Source organism: Hydrogenophaga sp. (assembly GCF_030373245.1).
Taxonomy (GTDB): domain Bacteria; phylum Pseudomonadota; class Gammaproteobacteria; order Burkholderiales; family Burkholderiaceae_C; genus Hydrogenophaga.
This window is the reverse complement of sequence record NZ_JAUCZF010000001.1, coordinates 782,713-801,692: the sequence shown is the minus strand read 5'-3', so window position 1 is coordinate 801,692 and position 18,980 is coordinate 782,713. Positions and strand designations below refer to the sequence as shown.

General features: G+C 61.9%; 13 protein-coding genes and 1 pseudogene. 5 read left to right on the top strand and 9 right to left on the bottom strand.

From position 1 onward, the window contains the following. Window positions 1–345: 345 nt before the first annotated feature. Window positions 346–1,428, top strand: a complete 1,083-nt coding sequence (locus QUV25_RS03840) for a DUF6352 family protein (protein ID WP_300861431.1) — start codon at window positions 346–348, stop codon at window positions 1,426–1,428. A gap of 55 nt (window positions 1,429–1,483) precedes the next feature. Here the strand turns inward: QUV25_RS03840 and QUV25_RS03835 are convergent, their stop codons facing one another. From QUV25_RS03835 to QUV25_RS03800, 8 genes are all read right to left on the bottom strand, one after another. Further along, complete coding sequence (locus QUV25_RS03835) at window positions 1,484–5,551, bottom strand: PAS domain S-box protein (RefSeq protein ID WP_300861429.1); 4,068 nt, start codon at window positions 5,549–5,551, stop codon at window positions 1,484–1,486. A 126-nt stretch (window positions 5,552–5,677) separates the two neighbouring features. After that, window positions 5,678–8,971 (bottom strand): fused isobutyryl-CoA mutase/GTPase IcmF, encoded by a 3,294-nt coding sequence (gene icmF, locus QUV25_RS03830; protein ID WP_300861427.1) that lies wholly within the window; start codon window positions 8,969–8,971, stop codon window positions 5,678–5,680. 27 nt (window positions 8,972–8,998) lie between these two features. After that, on the bottom strand, window positions 8,999–9,898 hold the full coding sequence (locus QUV25_RS03825) for a PPK2 family polyphosphate kinase (RefSeq protein WP_300861426.1): 900 nt from the start codon (window positions 9,896–9,898) through the stop codon (window positions 8,999–9,001). Window positions 9,899–10,070: 172 nt separating this feature from the next. Next, window positions 10,071–10,247, bottom strand: coding sequence for a hypothetical protein (locus tag QUV25_RS03820; RefSeq protein ID WP_300861425.1), 177 nt, complete (start codon window positions 10,245–10,247; stop codon window positions 10,071–10,073). After that, window positions 10,244–11,596, bottom strand: coding sequence for an amidase (locus QUV25_RS03815; RefSeq protein WP_300861424.1), 1,353 nt, complete (start codon window positions 11,594–11,596; stop codon window positions 10,244–10,246). The genes QUV25_RS03820 and QUV25_RS03815 overlap by 4 nt, the downstream gene beginning before the upstream one ends. Further along, window positions 11,596–13,005: a TRAP transporter large permease subunit gene (locus QUV25_RS03810; RefSeq protein ID WP_300861423.1), complete on the bottom strand. Its 1,410-nt coding sequence runs from the start codon at window positions 13,003–13,005 to the stop codon at window positions 11,596–11,598. The genes QUV25_RS03815 and QUV25_RS03810 overlap by 1 nt, the downstream gene beginning before the upstream one ends. After that, entirely contained in the window at window positions 13,002–13,577 is a 576-nt protein-coding gene (locus QUV25_RS03805) for a TRAP transporter small permease subunit (RefSeq protein ID WP_300861421.1), read from the bottom strand. Before QUV25_RS03805 ends, QUV25_RS03810 begins: the two co-directional genes overlap by 4 nt. Window positions 13,578–13,652: 75 nt before the next feature. Continuing rightward, the gene (locus QUV25_RS03800; RefSeq protein ID WP_300861420.1) at window positions 13,653–14,816 is read right to left on the bottom strand and encodes a TRAP transporter substrate-binding protein; all 1,164 of its coding nucleotides are present in this window, start codon (window positions 14,814–14,816) and stop codon (window positions 13,653–13,655) included. A gap of 339 nt (window positions 14,817–15,155) precedes the next feature. Between QUV25_RS03800 and QUV25_RS03795 the strand changes: the two genes are divergently transcribed. The 4 genes and pseudogenes from QUV25_RS03795 to cqsA all read left to right on the top strand — a co-directional run bounded on the left by QUV25_RS03795 (window position 15,156) and on the right by cqsA (window position 17,984). Next, entirely contained in the window at window positions 15,156–15,398 is a 243-nt protein-coding gene (locus QUV25_RS03795; RefSeq protein WP_300861419.1) for a metal-sensing transcriptional repressor, read from the top strand. Between the two features lie 17 nt (window positions 15,399–15,415). Further along, window positions 15,416–15,916: pseudogene (locus QUV25_RS03790) on the top strand (MBL fold metallo-hydrolase); the annotation flags it as partial. A gap of 204 nt (window positions 15,917–16,120) precedes the next feature. Next, entirely contained in the window at window positions 16,121–16,531 is a 411-nt protein-coding gene (locus QUV25_RS03785; RefSeq protein ID WP_300862021.1) for a rhodanese-like domain-containing protein, read from the top strand. A 205-nt stretch (window positions 16,532–16,736) separates the two neighbouring features. Beyond that, the gene (cqsA, locus tag QUV25_RS03780) at window positions 16,737–17,984 is read left to right on the top strand and encodes an alpha-hydroxyketone-type quorum-sensing autoinducer synthase (RefSeq protein WP_300861417.1); all 1,248 of its coding nucleotides are present in this window, start codon (window positions 16,737–16,739) and stop codon (window positions 17,982–17,984) included. Here cqsA and QUV25_RS03775 read toward each other — a convergent pair. Then, complete coding sequence (locus QUV25_RS03775; protein ID WP_300861416.1) at window positions 17,972–18,958, bottom strand: response regulator; 987 nt, start codon at window positions 18,956–18,958, stop codon at window positions 17,972–17,974. The two genes, cqsA and QUV25_RS03775, sit on opposite strands and share 13 nt — an antisense overlap. Window positions 18,959–18,980: the final 22 nt, after the last annotated feature.

The window sequence follows — 18,980 nt, the reverse complement described above, 5'->3', positions numbered from 1 at the left end:
AAGGTCAGAAGGGCAGAAGGGCGGGTCAGCGTCAACCCAGCACGTTTGCTGGCTGCATCTGGTTACGCGCATCTGCCTGTGGTCGTGAGTTGCTCAAGCTGTGTGGCGATACTCTGTCCGCGCATCGATTTCGCCCGCTTGCCCCGGACACGTTCCGTCCAAACACCCATTTCAACGCTTCGTGTGTGGGGGGGCGGGTCGACGTACCCCGCGCCTGAGGACACGCGCCGATCGACACCTGATGCGCCTTTGACCCCGCTGGGGGCGGTCCGGCACCCCTGAAGGACAATCGGGTACCCCGAGTGAGGTTGTCTGTGCATCGGGGATTCATTCTTGAACGCCCTGATGCCTGATACCGCACCCTCTGTCTGGACCTCCTGTGGTTATGACCTCCTGCGCCACAACGCCCGAGGCTGGCTGGAGCCGACCGACGACTACTGGCGGCTCTGGCTGTCGCGACCTGAACTCGCGCTGGTCGAAGAGTCCTGCCCTGCGGAGCGGGCGCTCCACGACTTGCTCCTGCACAGGCCAACGCGCAAGGTCACACCGGCCGAACTCGGTGCGGTGAAGGATGCCGACGCGCGCGCCAACCACCAGCTGTTCTTGAAGCTGCGCGACGCCGTCTTGCAGGCGGGCTCACTGGAGGCCGCCTATGCGGGCTTTTTCAGAGCAGGGGCGATCCAGCTGCCGCCGCTCTTTCTTGACCTGATGGTCCAGGCCATCGTGTGCAACCTGCTGGCCGATGAGGCGGACGCCTGGGTCTGGCGTGCAGCTGAGCTGCTGTTTCGCCGCCAGCGGGTACAGGTGCAGGATGGTCGGGTGCTCAGCGGCGATGCCGAGGTGCTGGACATGCTCAACGAAACCGGCGGGATGGGCAACGTGGGACGCCTGCTGCTGCAGGGAGGCGCGACACTTCCTGTGGTGCAGATCGAGGTGCTGGGCGAGGACAACGCGGACCGATACCTCGCAAGCCGCACCGGAGCCGGGCGCTTTAACTTCGTGCTGGACTGCACCCACGCGGTGCAAAACGAGCTGCCCCATGGCCTCACCCTGACCATGACGCGTGCGCGCTCAGGCCTGAAGGCATTGGCTTCCGTGCTGGAGCGCTGGGTACGCCACTTTTTGGGGGTGGCGGTGACGATCCAGCCGGAAGCGCGGGTGGACGATGCATCCTGGCGCTGGCACCTGGGCCTGGACGCCGAATCCACCCAGCTGCTCAACGACCTCTATCAGGGGCATGAGGTCTCCGAGTCGCGACAGCAGCGGCTGATCAGCCTTTTCCGGCTGCGCTTCGACAACCCCGCGGACATGCGCGCCGACCTCAGCGGCAAGCCGGTTTACCTTGGCCTGGCCATGAACGAGCAGGGCTTGCTCAAGCTCAAGCCTCAAAACCTGTTGCTCAACCTGCCGCTGTCGACGACGACCTGAGCGACGCGCGCCCGATCCATTTCCCTCTCAGCAACGCCGAACTGGAAAAGCGCCTTCAGGCGTTGGGCAGTTCGATGTGGAAGGTGGCGCCCTGCCCGGGCGCACTTTCGGCCCAGATGCGGCCTTCCATGCGCTCCACCGCCTTGTGCACCAGTGCCAGACCGATTCCGGTGCCCGGTATCTGTTCCTGCCGGTGCAGCCGCTGGAACATGCCGAAGATGCGGTCGTGATAACGCATATCGAAGCCGATGCCTTGATCGCCCATGCTCAACAGAACACGATCGCCCTCGGCCCGGGCTTCGATGTGGATGCGCGGCGCGTCGTCCTTCGGCGTGAATTTCAAGGCGTTGTCCATCAGGTTGCGCAGCACGATGGCCAGCCCCTGGGAGTTGGCCCTAACCTTCAGGTCCTCGGCGACCCGCACGGTCAGCTCCCCATGGCGCGCCTCCAGTTCGTCGCGGAACGGCGCGGCCACGGACCGCACACAGTCCGCAAGCGCCACTGGCTCCATCTGCTCGCCCAGCTGCTGCAGGCGTGAATAGGCCAGCAGATCGTTGATCAGCTGCGACATGTGCAGGGTGGACTTCTGAATACGTTTCAGGTAGTCGCGCCCCTGGTCGTCCAGCTGCGTCGCGTGTTCGTCCAGCAGCAGCGAACTGAAGCCTTCGATACCACGCAGCGGCGTGCGCAGGTCATGCGAAGCCGAGTAGGTGAACGACTCGAGCTGCAGGTTGACGGTCTTGAGCTGTCGCACGCTGCTCTCCAGTTGCACCGTGCGTTCGGCCACCTTGTGCTCGAGGCCGTCAGTCAGCTCGCGGATCCTGGCTTCCGCTTCCACTCGCAGGCTGATGTTCACCAGCATCTGGGCGAACAGCTGCAGCAAGGTGGCCTCTTCCTCGCCGTAGTTGTGGGTGTTGCGGACCGAATCCAGTCCCACAAAACCCAGGCACTGTTCACCATGCATCAGCGGCAGCGCCATCAGGCTCTGGATGCCTTGTGGCTCCAGGAAGGCGCGCAGGGGACCTTCCGGCAGAGCCCGGACATCGGGAACATACATCACACGTCCGTGGCTGTGCTCGTTGAACCAGTCGGGAATCATGGAGAACGGAATGTTCTGCAGGTCGTCGATCGCCGGGGTGACACCCTCGCCACACCATTCGTGGGTGTTCGACGCTGTCACTGTTGCCATGTCGTAGTCGAACAGATAGGCACGGTCGGCGTCGACAAAGCGGCCCATGTCACCCAGTGCTTCGTTGATGGCGTTGTCCGCCTCGTGTACCGGCAAGTTGATGAAGCGGTTGGCCAGGCTGAACAGGAGCAGGACGAATTCGTTCAGGCGCCCACGCTCGGCCTGGGCAGCCTGCTGGTCTGTGACATCGCGCACCAGGAACATGCAATGCCCGCTCTCGGCCAGCCAGGCCAGCCGGGCATTGAAGTGGCGGCGACCCATGGGCAGCTCCAGGCTGTAGTCCATTTCCTGCAGACCATGTAGGCGTGCACGCGCCATCGCGTCGCGCTGCATCTGGACCAGCTGGGGTGGCAAGACATCGCTGAAGGTGCGACCCAGGAACTGCTCGGGCTGAGCGTACAGCCGGTCGGTCTGCCCGGCCTGAAAGTGCACGAAACGCTCTTGCTCGTCGACCACGAACAGCATGTCCTCCAGCACGTCGAACACCTGTTTCAGCATCGCGCCGCGCTCACTGGCGACGGCCTCTGCCTGCTTGAGTTCGGTCACGTCCAGGCAGGAGCCAATGAAGCCGATGAAGCGGTTGTCGGCGTCGTACCGGGGATTTCCCCGCTCCAGCAACCAGCGGTATTCGCCGTCATGCCGCCGCATGCGGTATTCCATGTTGTACGGTTCACGGGCGTCGAATGCTTCGTCGAACGTACTGGCGCATCGCTCGCGGTCCAGGGGATGCAGGTCCTCCAGCCAGAAGGTGTCGCACTCACTGACCAGATCGCGGCCGGTGAACGCCAGCCATGCCTTGTTCAGCCAGTTGGGGCGCTTGTGGATGTCGGTGGTCCAGAACAGCGCTTGCGATGCATTGGCCACGGTGTCAAGCTGGGCCAGCGTCTGGCGTTGAACCTCCTCTACCGCCTTGCGGTCGGATACATCGAAGATGGTGCCAGCCATGTAGGTGACACGACCATTGGCATCGCGCAGGCCGCCGCCTTGGGTGTCAAACCAGCGGTATCGGCCTTGCGCATCGCGTGCGCGGAACTCCAGCTGGTACTCGCCCTCTCCTTTGAAGAAGCGCCGGATCACCATGCGCAAGCGGGGCCGGTCTTCTGGGTGAATGAGGTCCAGGAATTGCGATCCCATCTGACCGTCCGGCGGCGATGGATGGCCCAGCGTCACAAAAAATTCGTCGCTGGGCTTCAAGAAGCCCTGGCCAAAGTCCCATTCCCAGACCTGGCCATGGGAAGCCGCGAGCCGGAAACGCAGTTCGCTTCGTGCCAGCGCGCGCTGGTCGGCTTCAAGCTGGGTCACATCGCGAAACATCAGCAGCAGGCGCGGTTGCCCGTCGACCACGACCTGTTCGGCGCTGTAGCGCACGTGGATTTCCTGTCCGTCCGGCCGGATGCTCTCGCCCTGGACGTTGCGCACTTTGCCGCCCTTGTCCAGGGCAACCAACAGGCGTTGGCGGTTCTCGTTTGAGCGCCAGAGCCCGAGCTCGGTGGAGGTGAATCCGATGATCTGTTCTCGTGAACGTCCAAACAGGTCGCAGAACGCGTCGTTGACCAGCAGAAGTCGCCCGCTGTCCCATTCGGCCAGCGACATGGCCTCGGGCGCTGCCTGAAAAACCGACTCAAACAGTTGCTGGGCCGCCAGGCGGCGCGCCTCGGCCTCATGGCGTTCGGTGATGTCGCGGCTGATCACCAGCGCCGTGGATTGTTCACCCGCCAGTACCGGTTCGCGGCTGACCTGGGCTTCCCAGTGGCGTTCGCCCAATGGACCCGGGTAGGAGAAGTACAGGGTTTCAGGAGCGCCGGTGGCGAAGACGCGCCCCAGGCAGTCCATCCATCGTCTGGCGATCTCGGGCGGGGTGCCAAACTGCTCCATGGTCCGGCCCACCATGGCTTCCGGTGATGTGCCGTTGACCCTTGCCACCGCAGGGTTTGCGTAGAGGACTCGGCCATCGCGATCGTATCGCACCACCACATCGGGCAGGTGATCGCTCAGGGTCTGGAAGTGCCGCTCGCTGCGGTGCCTCAGTTGAATGGCCCGGTCCAGGCGCCACGCGCCGTAGGCCATGGCGCCGGCCACCAGCAAGCTCAGAGCGATCGCCAGAGGCAGCACCGCTGTCCAGGTGGACATCACGCCTGAAACCGGCAGGGCGTACACCACTGCCAGGCGCTCCGCGCCCTCGGCCAGTCGCTGGTAGCCTACGATTCGGTGCACGCCGTCGATCTGTGCCACCACCTGCATGACCCCGCTGGTGCCACGTTGCAAGGCGCTGGCCACATGGCCGTGCAGCACGCGGCCCTGATCCTGTTCCAGTATCGGGTACCGCGCCAGAATGGTCGTGGCACCGTCATCTTCGACGCGAAACAGGCTCATGCTGCCACCGCTGGGCAGACCCTCTGATGCGAACCGGTCCAGAAGAGCCTTGCGGTCCAGCAGCACCTCATGGGTCTGGCCACCCTTCTCGGTAGCATGTCTCCAGGTCAGCGGAACCACCCATTCACCGGCCTCTTGGCGGGCCAGTTCAGGCCACCACTGGCCGCTGGGTTGATTGGTCTGGGCTGATTGTCGAAGGGAAAATGGCAGGTCCAGGGCGCTGACCATCTGGGCGTGATCACCCATCAGGTTGGCTCCCGCTGGTTCGGGCGACTCCAGCAACACGTCCATGGTGGCCCGGGCAACCCGCAGCGAGGCTTGCAACTCAGCCGCCAGGCGCTTGCTTTCGCGTTGCGCTTGCGCTTCGGCCATGCCCAGGGCCGCAGCGCGTTGCGTGGCCAGCAGGCCGATGGACAGCAGCAGAAACAGCCCGATGGCGACCACCGACAGCGCACGCAGCCAGGTGCGTTCCAGGTCGATCGAAGCGGCTGCTGGTGGCGGGTTCACCGGCGCGTGGCTGACCGGCTCACCCGGCGTGGTGTGTCCAAGGGAAGGTGGCATGGTGCGGGGCGCTGCGGGGTGTGGCTGACTTCCTCTTTCAGTCTAGCAGCCCATGGCAGCTCAGAGCGAGGGAACAGCGCCAGCAATCCGCAACTTATCTGCGCCAGTGGCTCCGGTTGCCCGCCATCACATGTTGCGTCGGTACTGTCCACCCACTTCAAACAGCGCGCTGGTGATCTGGCCCAGCGAGCACACGCGCACCGCGTCCATCAGCACCTCGAACACATTGCGGTTGAGGATCACCGCCTGCTGCAGGCGCTCCAGCATGGCCGGCGCCTCGTTCGCATATCGGGTGTGGAAGTCAGAAAGACGCTTGAGCTGGCTCTGCTTTTCCTCTTCGGTGGAGCGCGCCAACTCCAGCGTTTCCGGCGTGAGGTCCCCGTGTGGGTTGCGGAAGGTGTTGACGCCGACGATGGGGTATTCGCCAGTGTGCTTCAGCATCTCGTAGTGCATGGACTCGTCCTGGATCTTGCCGCGCTGGTAGCCGGTCTCCATCGCGCCCAGCACGCCGCCGCGGTCTGCGATGCGCTCAAACTCGGCCAGCACCGCCTCTTCCACCAGCTCGGTCAGCTCCTCGATGATGAAGGCGCCTTGGTTGGGGTTTTCGTTCTTCGCCAGACCCCATTCGCGGTTGATGATGAGCTGGATCGCCATGGCGCGGCGCACCGATTCTTCGGTCGGCGTGGTGATGGCCTCGTCAAACGCGTTGGTGTGCAGGCTGTTGCAGTTGTCGTAAATGGCGATCAGCGCCTGCAGCGTGGTGCGGATGTCGTTGAACTGGATCTCCTGCGCGTGCAGGCTGCGCCCGCTGGTCTGCACGTGGTACTTCAGCTTCTGGCTGCGTTCGTTGGCGCCGTACTTCTCTTTCATCGCTACTGCCCAGATGCGGCGCGCTACGCGGCCGAGCACGGTGTACTCCGGGTCCATGCCGTTGCTGAAGAAGAAGCTCAGGTTGGGCGCAAAGTCGTCAATGTGCATGCCGCGCGCCAGGTAGGCCTCCACAAAAGTGAAGCCGTTGCTGAGTGTGAAGGCGAGCTGGCTCAAGGGGTTGGCGCCCGCTTCGGCGATGTGGTAACCAGAGATAGACACCGAGTAGAAATTGCGCACGTCGTGGTGAACAAAGTACTCGGCGATGTCGCCCATGACCTTGAGTGAAAACTCGGTGCTGAAGATGCAGGTGTTCTGGCCCTGGTCTTCCTTCAGGATGTCGGCCTGCACCGTGCCGCGCACATTGGCCAGCACCCATTCCTTGATCTTCTGCGCTTCGGTATCGGTGGGCTCTCGCCCGTTGTCGGCCTTGAACTTGTCCAGGTTCTGGTCAATGGCGGTGTTCATGAACATGGCCAGGATGCTGGGTGCCGGGCCGTTGATGGTCATGGATACCGAGGTGCCTGGATGGCACAGGTCAAAGCCGCCGTAGAGCACCTTCATGTCGTCCAGCGTGGCGATCGACACGCCCGAGTTGCCCACCTTGCCGTAGATGTCCGGGCGTCGATCGGGGTCGTTGCCGTACAGCGTGACCGAGTCGAAAGCGGTGGACAGGCGCTTGGCGGGCAGGCCTTCGCTGAGCAGTTTGAAGCGCTTGTTGGTGCGGAAGGCGTCACCTTCACCGGCAAACATTCGGGTTGGATCCTCGCCCTCACGCTTGAAGGCGAAGGTGCCCGCGGTGTACGGGTAGGTGCCCGGCACGTTGTCCAGCATCAGCCACTTGAGGATTTCACCGTGATCTTCGTACTGTGGGAGTGCCACCTTGCGGATGACGGTGCCCGAGAGACTTTTGGTGGTGAGCGATGTGCGGATTTCCTTGTCGCGGATCTTCACCACGTACTCGTCGCCGGCGTAGGCTTTCTGCATGTCGGGCCACTGGGTCAGCAGTTTGCGTGCGTCGTTGTCCTGCTGCAGTTCGCGCTCCTGGGCCAGGCCGATCGCCGCTTCCGAGGCCTTGGGTCGGTTCGGCTTGTCGACTGCGAGCATGCGCGCGGCCTCGCGCAGCTGCTGGATCTCGCGCGCCAGCTGGGCCTGGGCGCGGGCGCGCCGCTTGTAGCCCCGCACCGTCTCGGCAATCTCGGCCAGGTAGCGGGTGCGTGCGGGCGGCACGATGGGGGTCTGGTTGGTGCTGTGGCGCACGTTCACCGCGGGCAGCCGCTCCTCGTTCAGGGCCAGCCCGAGTGTCTGCAGTCGTGCCTTGATCGCCTGGTAGAGCGCAGTCACGCCGTCGTCGTTGAAGCGGGCGGCCATGGTGCCAAACACCGGCATGGTGTCGGGCATCACGGTGAAGGCTTCGCGATTGCGTTGCACCTGCTTGGCCACGTCGCGCAGGGCATCCAGCGATCCCTTGCGGTCGAATTTGTTGATGGCGACAAACTCGGCGAAGTCGAGCATGTCGATCTTCTCCAGCTGGCTGGCCGCCCCGAATTCCGGCGTCATCACATACAAGGGAATGTCCACATGCGGCACGATGGCGGCGTCGCCCTGGCCGATGCCCGAGGTCTCGACCACGATGAGGTTGAATCCCGCCACCTTGCAGGCTGCCAGCACGTCAGGCAAGGCGGCGCTGATCTCGCTGCTGGTGTCTCGCGTGGCGAGGCTGCGCATGTAGACTCGCGGGCCCTGTTGCCAGGGGGTGATGGCGTTCATGCGGATGCGGTCGCCCAGCAGGGCGCCGCCGCTCTTGCGGCGTGAGGGGTCGATTGAAATCACGGCGATGCGCAGAGCATCGTCTTGATCCAGCCGTACGCGGCGGATCAGTTCGTCGGTCAGCGATGACTTGCCGGCGCCGCCGGTACCGGTGATGCCGAGCACCGGTGTCTGGATACCCGTCGCGTGGGTCCGCAGGGTATCCATCAGTGCTGGCTGCACCTGACCGTTTTCGATGGCGGTGATCAGCTGAGCCAGCGCTCGCCAGGCCATGTCGCCATGCCCTTGAATCGCAGAGAGTTCGGTGGGGGCGTGCGCGTTGATGTCGCGGTCGCAGCGCATCACCATCTCGCCGATCATGCCGGCCAGCCCCATAGTCTGGCCATCTTCGGGGCTGTAGATGCGGGCCACGCCGTAGCCTTGCAACTCGCGGATTTCGGCCGGTACGATCACGCCGCCGCCGCCGCCAAACACCTGAATGTGCTGGCCACCGCGCTCGCGCAGCAGGTCAACCATGTATTTGAAATACTCCACATGGCCGCCTTGGTAGGAGCTGATTGCGATGCCCTGCGCGTCTTCCTGCAGCGCAGCCGTGACCACGTCGTCTACCGAGCGGTTGTGACCCAAGTGGATCACCTCGGCACCCATGCCTTGCAGGATGCGGCGCATGATGTTGATGGCGGCGTCGTGACCATCAAACAGGCTGGCAGCGGTCACGAAGCGCACTTTGTTCGTGGGGCGGTAATTGGCGAGGGCCTGGTAGTCGGCGGAGAGCTGGGTCATGGCGGTGTCCGTGGTGCGGTTCAGGTGCTATTCGATGCGCAGACCGGCGTGGGTCGGGTCTTGTGGCGGAAAGCGCAGGTCCAGCGCCTTGAGGCAGTCGCGGACCAGCGTGGCGATCATGAGATTGCGGTGGGTCTTGGTGTCGGCGGGTACCACGGTCCAGGGTGCCCAGGGCGTGCTGGTGGCGCCCAGCAGGTCTTCGTAGGCGCGCTGGTAGTCGTCCCACTGCTTGCGCACCTCGACATCGCCCATGCTGAATTTCCAGTGCTTGGTCGGATCGTCGATGCGGTCTTGCAGGCGTTCGCGCTGCTCTTCCTTGCTGATGTGCAGCATGCACTTGAGGATCACCGTGCCGCTCTCGGCCAGCAACTGCTCAAATTCGTTGATGTGCTGGTAGCGCTGCCGGGTCTGTTCGGGCGTGATCCAGCGATTGACCACCGGCACCAGCACATCTTCGTAGTGGCTGCGGTTGAACACCATGATCTGGCCAGCACCTGGCACGCGCTGGTGGATGCGCCAGAGGAAGTCGTGAGCGCGTTCGGTCTCGGTCGGCGCCTTCCAGCCCACGGTGTGCACGCCCAGCGGGCTGGTGCGCGCAAACACGCCGCGAACCGTGCCGTCTTTGCCGGAGGTGTCGGTGCCTTGCAGCACCACCAGCATCTTGAAACGACCATCGGCAAAGAACAGGTTTTGCAGACCGTCGATTTCCTGAGCGAGGGCCTCGACCGCAGCTTTGTCCTCAAGCTTGTTGCCGGTGGAGTAGGGCATGGCGTCGGACTTGAACTTGGCCAGCGACACCCGGTTGCCATTTTTCTTGTCGTTGTCCGGCGAGCTCTCGCCGACTTGCCAGTCGCGCCACGGGCTGCCTTTGCCTGCATGCAGGGTCGACGACGGAAAGGGCAGGACGACGTCGCTGAAGCTGGCCATGGCGTTCCTTGTTGCTGCGATGCGCCCCATCAGGCGCGTCGCCAATTGACGTTTACGTAAACGTCAATGGTAGCGGTTTTCGCTCCCTTTGTGACTTTCCCTCAGTTGCAGGCGCGAACAATCTCGATGTCGCATCGCCGCGCAGGCAGCCCCAATCACCGATCCATGAAGATCAAGGTGACCCGTCTTCATCGTTGCCGCTTGAAAAATAGTCATAAACCGCCAAACCCAAACCTCCCAGCAAAATGACGGTGATATCGAGTTGCGGCAGCTTCATGATGTAGGGCACCAAAAAAGCGCCCAGCAAGATCAGACCAATGAGGCCCGTGGCACGTCGAAGCGATTTCATGACATGTTCCTCTTGACAAACTCAGACACCAACCAGCGAGACGAGCGCAGCAACCGGCCGTCATTCCGGTACGAACCCACCGCCTGCACGCCCAGCGGCAACCCATTCGACAGGCTCAGCAGTGGCAAATTGACGCTGGGCAATCCAGCAAAGCTCCACGCAGTCTGCATGATCGGGTTGCCGGTGGACGCCAGACCGTGCGGTGCAGTTCCCAATGCAGCCGGACACAAAATCGCATCGAAAGAGGCGAAGTACTCGTCAAACGCACTCATGACGTGGATCATGCGGCCTTTGGCGATCAGGTACTCGGTGCCCGAAATGGCCATGGACTTCTCAACCCGCGCGCGCAAGGTTTCGCTCAGCAGTTCCCGGTTGTGGTTCCACTCCTGCTGCAGGCACACGCCGAGTTCAACCTCGTTGACGGTGGTCAGCCAGAGGGCCGTCTTTTTCACGATGTCGGGCAGCTGAGCGTACTCGACGCAATCACCCAGATGTTCCACGAATGCTTCATAGGCTTCACGTGCCTCGGGCTCCACGTCATCCCACCAAGGGGTTCGGACGAAACAGAATTTTGGCTTCAGAGGCGGCTCTGAAATCGCCACATCGTAGAGAAGTCGCGGCGACTGGCGCGCGCTGGCGGGATCCTGGCCATCGTCACCCGACATGATTTCGGTGACTTTTGCGATGTCTTCAAGGTTACGTGCGAAGACGCCGATTTCGTCGAGCGATGGCGACTGATCAAGTACCCCCGTGCGGGGCAGCAGTCCGCGCGATGGCTTGAACGCGTACACCCCACAAAACGAAGCCGGCCGGATCACGGAGCCGTTGGTCTGCGTACCCAAAGCCACAGGCACCATGCCTGCGGCGACGGCGGCGGCCGAACCGCTGGACGAGCCGCCAGGGGTGTGTTCCACGTTGTGCGGGTTGCGTGTGGCGCCTGGTTGCGAGGTTGCGAACTCGGTGGTCACGGTTTTTCCGAAGATCACCGCACCAGCTGCACGTAAGCGGGACACCACAGTGGCATCGCCCACAGAATAGCGACCGGCATGGATGGGGCTGCCGTACTCGGTCGGGAAATCGGTGGTGTCGATGATGTCCTTGATGCCCACCGGCACACCGTAAAGCGGCCCCGGCAGGTGACCTGCGGTGCGCGCGCGCTGCAGGTGGTCTGCTTGCAGGGCCACCACGCGGTCATCGCGGTGCGCGAAGGCCTTGACCGTTTGGTCTGCCACATCGGCGAAGCGCCCGAGTTTGGCAGTGAACTCTTCCACCGTTTCCTGACCACTGAGCAGATGCTCCCGGATCTCCAAACCATTGAGTTCGGAGACGTTTCTTGTGCGTTCAGTCATCAATCAACTTTGAAGAAATCGGGGTTGACGATGGAAGTATCGTTGGGATCTCTCTCGATTTCCACCGCCTGGTTGAAGAAGTGATCGGGCAGATAGGTCACCATGGCGGGGTAGACATAGGTCATGGCCAGTGTGAACAGCACCATGCCGACAAATGGCAGGCAACCTTTGAAGATGGTCACCAGGTGCAGACTTTTGGGTGCAACCCCTTTCAAATAATAGGCTGACATCGCCATCGGCGGCGTCAGGAACGAAGTCTGCAAGTTGATGGCGATCAGGATGCCGAACAGGATCGGGTCGATGCCGTACAAGGGCAGCAGTGGCAGGAAGATGGGCACGAAGATGATGATGATCTCGCTCCACTCCAGGGGCCAGCCGAGAATGAAAATCAGCAACTGCGAAAGCAAAAGAAACTGGACGGGGGAAAGCTCCAAGGCCAGCATGAAGTCCTTGACCACATGCTCACCACCCAGGTATGAGAATACCGACGCAAAGGTGGCTGCACCCACGAACAGGAAACACACCATGGCCGAGGTGCGCGCGGTAAGGTACACCGACTCGCGAAGCCGCTGCCAGGTGAATGCTCGGTAAACGACGGCAAGGATGATCCCGCCCAGGGCGCCCATCGCCGCCGCTTCGCTGGGGGTGGCCAAGCCAAACAGGATGGAGCCCAGCACCGCCATGATCAGCGCCGCCAAAGGTACGAACGCCTTGAGCACCAGCAGCGCACTCTCCCAAACCGTGTAGTGATCCATGTCTTTGGGTTTGGGGCACAAAGAGGGGTTCAGGGTGGCGCGCACGATGATGTAGATTACGTACAACGCTGCAAGCGTGAAGCCCGGAATGATGGCCGCGGCGTACAACTTGACCACCGACACGCTGGCCGTGGCGGCGTACACGATGAGCAAGATCGAGGGTGGAATCAGGATACCCAGGGTGCCGCCTGCAGTGATGACGCCACTCGCCAGTTTCTGGTCATAGCCGGCCTTGAGCATGGGCGGCAAGGCGATCAAGCCCATCAGAGTGACCACTGCACCCACGATGCCGGTGGCTGTAGCAAAAAGCGCGCAGGTCACCAAGGCTGCCACGGCCATGGAGCCTGGCAAAAAGCGTAAACCCACCTGGAGACTCAGGAACAGTCTGTCCAGGATGTTGGCCCGCTCGATGATGTAGCCCATGAATAAGAACAAGGGTATCGATATCAGCACATCGTTGTTCATCACGCTGAAGGTGTTCTGCGTGAAGAGGTAAAGAATGCGGTTATCCCAGATCAGCTGGTCGGGCGTGAAGTAGGCGTAAAAGCCGAACCCGATGCCCATGGCCATCAAGGTGAAGGCAATGGGGAACCCCAGAAAAATGAAGAAGATAAAAATGCCCAGCATGAAGAGGGCAATGATGGGGTCACTCATGACGCGGCTTTCTCGGTGTGCTGTTGGATCAGTGTTTGTTCAAGTTCTTCGACGTCGCCGCTTCGGGGAAGCCACTCGCCGGTCCGTATGCACACCAGGCAGCGCATCAGCTCGGCCGCGCCAGCAATCAACAAGGTCAGGCCAGCAACAAATATGACCGTCTTCAAGGGCCACACAGGCACCCCGGCAGGGCTGTTCACACTCGACTCCAAAATTCGCGCGCTCTCAAAGGCGTACTGGCCGCCGGTGAAAACCATCGCAAAAATGGCTGGGAAAAAGAACACCAGATACAGCACCAGGTCGACTTTGGCCTGCGTGCGGTTGGACCATTTGCGGTAGAGGAAGTCGCCGCGCACATGTGAGTTGCGCGACACAGCGTAGGCGCCAGACATCATGAACAAAGCACCGTACATCATGTAGCTCATGTCAAAGGCCCAAACGGTAGGGCTGTTGAGCACATAGCGCATGAAAACCTCATAACAGGTGGATGCGGTCAATATCAGCACACACCACGAAAAAGCGTGCCCGATCGATTTGCTCAATACGTCGATCCTGCGAATCCAGAGTTCCATGCGATCTACCTCTTTGCCGACAAAAACAAAGGCTGCCGGAACCAGTTCCGACAGCCTTCAGGTGCGAGCCAGTCGTCAGACGGGCAGCTTGGTTTTCTGCACGTGCTCAAAAGCCATCTTGTAGTTGGCTTCGTTGGTGAAGTGATAAAAACCGACGCGGCGCGACCAGGCTTTGAGGGAGTCGTTCACTTCTTTGAACATGTCGACTTCCTTCTCCAGCTTGGCCGTGACTGTGTCCCAGGCGGCCAGTTGACCGCGGTAAACGTCGGTGGTGGTGCGTGACACCTGAACCTTGTGCTTGACGATCAGCTCTTGCAGATCTTTCGAGTAGTTCTCGTGAGCCAGGGCCGTGGATGCGGTCGAAGCCGCTTCGGCCGCGTACTTCAAGATGGCCTTGAGGTCCGCAGGCAAAGCGTTGTACTTGTCCTTGTTGAAGATGATCTCGAAGAATTCCTGAGCCTGGTGGAAGGAGCCCATCGAATAAAACTTCGACACGTCTTGCGCACCAAAGCGCATGTCAGCAGTGGGGTTGTTGAATTCGAACGCGTCGATCACACCGCGCTGCATGGCGGGAACGATCTCGCCGCCGGGCAGCTGAGCCACGGCCATGCCGAGTTCCTGCATCAGGTCGGCTGCCAGACCGATGGTGCGGTACTTGAAGCCCTTGAGCGCAGCGGCTGTCTTTGGCGGGGCCTGCTTGAACCATCCCAGAGGCTGCGAGGGCATGGGGAAGGAGAAAAAGCCAACGACGTTGAGGTTCATCTTGGCGACAAGCTTGTCCCACAGTTGCTGGCCGCCACCGATGTGGATCCAGCTCAGCCCGATTTCTGGGGTGGCACCGCTGACGGGGCCAGTGCCGAACAAGGAGGCCACTTTGGACTTGCCGTACCAGTATCCGGACACGTGGTGACCACCGTCGAGCACGCCTTTGCTCACGGCATCAATGATCTCGAAAGGCTTGACCACGGCACCCGCAGGCAGGTACTCGATTTTCAGGCGGCCACCGGACATTTCGTTCACGCGGGTGACGTACTGTTGCGCCATTTCGCTGAAGATTTCGTTGGGACCCCAGGACCCCTGCATCTTGAACACCACCGGGGCCTGTGCAACGGCGATCATGGGCGCGCCAATCAGGGGGGCTGCCACGACAGCAGAAGCCGCCTTGCCAAAGAAACGGCGGCGGTTTCCGTCAGGAGCCTTGCTGGCCTGGGATTGAGCGTCTTCGTGAACTTGGGTCATCGTGTCTCCTGTGATGTTGCTTGGGTGCCCCGGTACGGAGGTCGAATTCCCGACAGGGTCACCGTTGATCGTCGCGGCCAACCCGGCTTTCGTGTGCTCGGGTTTTCCCCATTGGCACTTCCCCCTATTTTTTTTAAATGCTTGATTTCAAAGGTAAATTGACCAGCGGGCGCAAAATTCTTTTTTCTCCTTGACGCGTGTGCGACAGACAGCCACCGCATCTGCGCTTCAGTTTGCATCGTCGGCGGAGCGAAAACAGAGAAAATCGACCGACACCCCCAGTGGTATGCGATGAGCTGTCATCGGTACCCCGAAAGCACGCCTTGCACCAACACTGCCATGATCATTCACGACGCCGCCCGAAAAAGATCCATCGTGTTGCGCCTCAAGCGCGCCGAGGGCCAGTTGCGAGGCATTCAAAAGCTCATCGAATCCGATGCCGATTGTGAAAAGGTGGCCCAGCAGCTGGCTGCGGCGCGCAAGGCGCTGGACAAGACCTTTTTCAGCCTGGTGGGCTGTGTGATCGCGCAGGGGGATGTGCCTGCCGACGACGTGGCCGATCTGCTCGCCCGCTTTTCCTGAAACGTCCCGGAGTCATCATGAGACCGATCCAGCTGTTTGATCCCGCGTCCAGTACCTACACCTACGTGCTGTTCGATCTCGCTACCCGCGAGGCGCTGATCATCGACCCGGTCGACGAGCAGATTGAGCGCGATCTGGACACGCTGCGCGAATACGGGCTCAAGCTGGTCTGGACGGTTGAGACCCACGCGCACGCCGATCACATCACCAGCGCAGGCAAGCTCGCCGAGCTGGCCGGTGCGCGCACCGCGGCTCCGGTGGGCTGCGGCATCGGCACCGCTGGCGTTCAGCTGCAGCACGGCGACACACTGAGTTTTGGCGAAGAGGTGTTGAAGGCGTTGCACACGCCTGGCCACACCGAAGGCAGCATGAGTTTCGTCTGGCGCGATCACGTGTTCACCGGTGACACCCTGCTCATCAACGGCTGTGGTCGCACCGACTTTCAGTCTGGCAGCGCGCAGGCGCTTTTCCACAGCATCACGCAGATTTTGTTTGCACTTCCCGACGACACCACCGTCTGGCCCGGACACGATTACCAGGGGCGCACGCATTCCACCATTGGCCAGGAGAAAACCGGCAATGCGCGCGTAGCCGGAAAGAGCGAGGCTGAGTTCGTCGCCATCATGGAGGCGCTGAACCTACCCAGGCCGCGCCGAATTGATGAAGCTGTACCCGCCAACCTCACCTCGGGCCTGCGCCACGATCTGGACGGCGCGCTGCTGATGCAGCCGAGGCCAGTGCAGGCCGGGTATGCCGGCGACGTGTCCGCCCCGCTTGCCTGGGAGTGGATGCAATCGGGCGAGGCGGTGCTGGTCGATGTGCGCACCGATGCCGAGCGCGAGTGGGTGGGCTTTGTGCCTGGAGCGGTGCCGGTGGCCTGGAAACAGTGGCCGGGCATGGCGCTGAACCCGGCGTTTGACGAGCAGATCCGCGCGGCGGCGGCCGGCAACAAGAAACTGGTGCTGATGTGCCGCAGCGGCGTGCGCTCGATTGCCGCTGCCAAGCGCGCCACCGAACTGGGTCTGCTGGCTTTCAACATCCTGGGTGGTTTTGAAGGGGATCCGGATGCCCACGCACAGCGCGGCAAGCTGGGTGGATGGCGGCACCTCGGCCTGCCCTGGCGGCAAAACTGAGCCCGAAGCGCATTTCTGGGCTCCTGGCAAGCACCTGTGCGTTATTTCACGAAACCGTTGTTTTGACGGCGCGTTATCGTCAGCTCTGGCACGGAAATTGATAAGAAAGCGTAACACCCCCTGCTAAGACTGACAGGTGGTGTGCAGTTTTTCACAGATTCCTTTCTTCAATGAGGTTTTGTTCCATCTCATTGAGGATATCCCCATGGAAACGCTTGAACTGGTCCGGGTGCCGACGAGTATTAACCCGGCAATGACCGCACACCTTTGCGATCGTATTGAGCGCGACTTTGTCCAGCGCTGGAATGGCCCTTGGGGTGGCCGGTCGCTGGTGCACGGCAGAGATCCCGGGCCAAACGCCGTGCGACTGAATGGCAACGACTACCTGAGCCTGACGGGGCACCCGCAAATCGTGGCAGCCCAAACCGCCGCCATCCGCGAAGACGCTGAATTCGTGATCCAGTCCGGCTGCTTCCTGTTGGAAACGCACCCAGTGCGGGCCTTTGAAAGGAAGATGGCTCAATGGATTGGCAAAGACGATGGCATCTTGTGCCAGTCTGGGTACGCAGCCAACGTCGGCCTTTTGCAGTGCATCACCGACGAGCAGACCCCCGTTTACATCGACATGCTGGCGCACGCTTCGTTGTGGGAGGGCGCGAGGCGAGGGGGGGCGCCTGTCCACCCATTTCGCCACAACGATATGGGACACCTGCAACGCCTTGTTCGCAAGCACGGCGTTGGCCTCGTCATTGTTGACTCTGTCTACAGCACCACGGGTGCTGTGTGTCCTTTGGAGGTGATGGTGGATGTCGCCGAATCAGCGGGCTGCATGATACTGGTGGACGAGTCCCACTCACTTGGCACGCATGGGCCTGGGGGCTCTGGACTGTGTCAAGCCTTGGGCCTTTCTCACCGGGTGCATTTCATCACCTCAAGCTTGGCCAAGTCGTTTGCTGGGCGTGCCGGTTATTTCAATATCCCGACGGGCCTGCGCAACTACATCTTGAGTACCAGCTTCCAGAACATTTTCAGTTCGTGTCTGTTGCCCCACGAAGTGGCGGCGCTCGATGCCACTTTGGACGTGATTCAAGGCTGCGACGCGCAGCGGCAGCGGCTGCACCATGCGTCAAAAGCGATGAGACAGTCGCTCTCTGACATTGGCTTTCCGGTTCATCAAGGAACAGAGCAAATCATCGCCCTGGAAGCTGGCACCGAGGCAGATACGATGGTTCTGCGAGATTGCCTGGAGGAGCGGGAGGTTTTTGGCGCGGTGTTTTGCGCCCCGGCGACCACCAGCAGCAGGACGATCGTGCGTCTGACGCTGGACGCATCGCTGACGGATTCTGAACTGGCGCATGTTGAGCTGGTCGCTCGCGAGATCGCGCCCATTGTCAAACCATGGGAGTGGCCGATTGCGCGACGCGCCCGGCTCAACGCGGCTCAATCGTCCTGAATGAGCCGATCGCCCTGTGCCTCCAGAAAGTGGCGGTAGGGGTAGATCGGCGCAGGCAGGTCTTCCGGTTCGAGGCTGAATAGCGCTGCACGCAGCGTGTCATCGTCGCCCATGGACATGGACGGCGCGGTGCGGACCGCACCTCGCAGTCCGAGGTGCTGGTGCAATTCGATCGCCACAAGCCGGTGACCTTGTTCCACAGCCCGGACCGCCTCGAGTCCGAGGCCGGCCGAACTGGCCAGCTCCGCCAGGTCACCCAGGCTGGACTTCGCCTCCAGCTGGAGCCAGTGGCAACGCCCGTCGACGTCCATGCCCAGCAGGCCAAAGGGCTGGTCGAGCACGACGTACTCGACCCAGTGCTTCTCGGCATAGTTCTGCAGCGCCTGCGCGACCGCCGGAATCTGCAGCATGGACTGTTGGGCGGGCCGCAGCGTGGCCCGCCACAAGGTGTTGACGCGCGGGTGAGGTGAGTTCCCCAGTTTTCGCAAAGCGCCCAGCAGCAGGCGGGTGATGTCGCGCGCCTGCTTGGGTACGAATTGGTCGATCAGGCCCTGGTTGAACGCCTGCACCGCGACTTGCTCGTCGGCCTGGCCCGTGAGCAGAACGCGGGCACCGGGCCAGTCGATCAGCGTTTCGAGCACCTGCAAGCCATTGGTGCCTGGCATGGCGTAGTCGACCACGCAGGTCTTGGCCAGCTGGTGGCGTTGCGGGTGGTTGGCCCAGTAGCGCAGCACCTGGGGCAGCAGGGGCTGGCCCTGGCGCCAGCGGTCGATCATCTGCAACTGGGCCGCGGCGTCGGCTTCCCAGCGCGCCGGCTCGTCGCGCATGCGGCGAGAAAAGGCAGCGGGTCGCGAATACAGCTCGACCTGCCAGTGCGCCGGGATCACCATGCCCAGCATCTCGAGATACTCGGCGTCGTCGTCCAGGAACAGCACGCTGCCGGGTCGATGGAAAAGGGATAGTGTGAGTGCCATGTGGTGTTCAGCTAGAACTGCA

Excerpts from the sequence above, each read along its gene's own strand:
- QUV25_RS03820 (WP_300861425.1), bottom strand. The coding sequence starts at position 10,247 with ATGAAATCGCTTCGACGTGCCACGGGCCTCATTGGTCTGATCTTGCTG.
- icmF (WP_300861427.1), bottom strand. The coding sequence starts at position 8,971 with ATGACCCAGCTCTCCGCCGACTACCAGGCCCTCGCCAATTACCGCCCC.
- QUV25_RS03795 (WP_300861419.1), top strand. The coding sequence starts at position 15,156 with ATGATCATTCACGACGCCGCCCGAAAAAGATCCATCGTGTTGCGCCTC.
- cqsA (WP_300861417.1), top strand. The coding sequence starts at position 16,737 with ATGGAAACGCTTGAACTGGTCCGGGTGCCGACGAGTATTAACCCGGCA.
- QUV25_RS03825 (WP_300861426.1), bottom strand. The coding sequence starts at position 9,898 with ATGGCCAGCTTCAGCGACGTCGTCCTGCCCTTTCCGTCGTCGACCCTG.
- QUV25_RS03810 (WP_300861423.1), bottom strand. The coding sequence starts at position 13,005 with ATGAGTGACCCCATCATTGCCCTCTTCATGCTGGGCATTTTTATCTTC.
- QUV25_RS03815 (WP_300861424.1), bottom strand. The coding sequence starts at position 11,596 with ATGACTGAACGCACAAGAAACGTCTCCGAACTCAATGGTTTGGAGATC.
- QUV25_RS03775 (WP_300861416.1), bottom strand. The coding sequence starts at position 18,958 with ATGGCACTCACACTATCCCTTTTCCATCGACCCGGCAGCGTGCTGTTC.
- QUV25_RS03840 (WP_300861431.1), top strand. The coding sequence starts at position 346 with ATGCCTGATACCGCACCCTCTGTCTGGACCTCCTGTGGTTATGACCTC.
- QUV25_RS03800 (WP_300861420.1), bottom strand. The coding sequence starts at position 14,816 with ATGACCCAAGTTCACGAAGACGCTCAATCCCAGGCCAGCAAGGCTCCT.
- QUV25_RS03805 (WP_300861421.1), bottom strand. The coding sequence starts at position 13,577 with ATGGAACTCTGGATTCGCAGGATCGACGTATTGAGCAAATCGATCGGG.
- QUV25_RS03835 (WP_300861429.1), bottom strand. The coding sequence starts at position 5,551 with ATGCCACCTTCCCTTGGACACACCACGCCGGGTGAGCCGGTCAGCCAC.
- QUV25_RS03785 (WP_300862021.1), top strand. The coding sequence starts at position 16,121 with ATGCAGCCGAGGCCAGTGCAGGCCGGGTATGCCGGCGACGTGTCCGCC.